This is a genomic window from Streptomyces sp. NPDC107498, assembly GCF_055582805.1.
Genome location: NZ_JBVJPE010000062.1, coordinates 1 through 1,665 on the forward strand (window position 1 = coordinate 1; position 1,665 = coordinate 1,665).

The window sequence follows — 1,665 nt, forward strand, 5'->3', positions numbered from 1 at the left end:
CGGCCGTGATCGTCTTGCCCGAGCCGGTCGCGGACACGATCGTGCCCCGGGCACCCTGCGGAGGCACCGATGACCTTGCAGGAAATCCCACCCATTTACGAAATGCCGACCGCTGGTCCACCTGATGTTCCCTGAGCGAAATGATGGCCCTATCCCCCTGTCCTATGCTCGGGTCCATGATCCGTCCCGTCGCAGGTCCTCCTACGTGGAAGCACCTGGCGTTCTCCCTCGCCCTCACCGCTCTGACCTGGGCAGTCTGGTACAGCATGCAGCCCGTCTACCCGCCCTGCCTCTACATCGGCGACCATTCCTACGAAAAAGCTGTCAAGTAAGGACAATGCGATCCACCGAAAACGAGATTCAGCACCTGGACCCAGTAGAGAGACCCCCAGGGTATCCCGTCATTCCGCCATCTCTACATGCTGCATCAAACCCGAACACGCACCACGCCCCGCACCAGCGGATAAGGTCCGCCCATGACCGACGACTGGTACGTCCTCATCGAAGAGGACACCCGCACCACCCAACGCGCTGACGGTACGGAGCTCAAGCTGCATCGGTGGATGCTCACCGGCACGCACCGTATCGGCCCGGACCAGGCGGAGGCGGTCGCGGCCGCCGAGGACGCGGCCCTCAACTACCTGCCAGGCATCCTGGCCCGGCACGCACGCCCACGAGACGAGCCCGCCCGTCACGTCCTGCTCACTCAAGACGGGGCGTGGATAGTGCTGGTGAAGCAGCGTCACCGCGAATGCCACATACGAGTGACCACGGCCCGGCTCGTGCATACGCGGGAAGAGAAGGAAGCACCGTCGAAGAGCCTGAAGGAAAAGCTCCGCAGCGCCATGGAAGGCCCAACGCCTGCACCGAAGCCCTGGACCTGGGCACCCGAAGACACGGCCGATCGAACCTGACCACCCCCTTTGCCGGCATCGGTGCGGCCCGGGCCGGCCACATCACCAGACGCCAGCCCCGGTCCCGTTCCTGCCTCCGCTCCACACCCCCTGCTCACCTGGCCTTCGGCTGGAAAAGCTTCCGACTGTGCCGCTCTGGCTGGAGTGAAGAGCACCATGAGCGGACGAGACATCAGCTTCCTCGTCCAAGAAGAGAGCCAAAGGGGGACCAGCCATGGAACCCAGACCGTCCAAGACGGATGTTCTGCACGTGCTGAAGCAGACGATGAGGATTCGCATGGTGTGGGAGGAGGTTTCCTCAACGCACTGGGCACGGCCCCTCAAGGAGGTGGAAAAAGCCCTTAGGCAGGCGGCTGCCCGGTGGGGTGTGCCGATCGACGACGCCATCGCCGCGAAAGCAGCCTTCGAGATCCATGCCGGTCCCTGGGAGCACCCCACCCTGTAGCCAGCCCGGCCCGCGTCAGCGGGCCTTCGAGGGACTGGAGGCGCAGCCGGAAGGCCCGTCGGGGCGAGGGAGCGCAGCGGACTCGCCCAGGCCCAGCTGGAGCGAAGCGGAAGCAGGGCCCACGAGGCGCAGCCGAGCCGCTCCGGGAGCGCAGCGAACGGAGCGTCACCCGGCCTGCGCAGCAGGCCGGGTGAGCTGCAGGCGCAGCCTGCAGCCAGCGCTCCCGCGGAGCGGGAGCGCAACCACCGCGCGCAGCGCGGTGGTTCGCTCGCACATCGCGCAGCGATGTGGTACCCGCTCCGCGGG

Annotated in this window: 2 protein-coding genes; both read left to right on the forward strand. The window is 66.4% G+C overall.

What is annotated here, in order from left to right:
* Positions 1 to 476: 476 nt before the first annotated feature.
* Complete coding sequence (locus ACZ66Z_RS36690; RefSeq protein ID WP_469940316.1) at positions 477 to 914, forward strand: hypothetical protein; 438 nt, start codon at positions 477 to 479, stop codon at positions 912 to 914.
* Between the two features lie 250 nt (positions 915 to 1,164).
* Complete coding sequence (locus tag ACZ66Z_RS36695; protein ID WP_469940317.1) at positions 1,165 to 1,359, forward strand: hypothetical protein; 195 nt, start codon at positions 1,165 to 1,167, stop codon at positions 1,357 to 1,359.
* Positions 1,360 to 1,665: the final 306 nt, after the last annotated feature.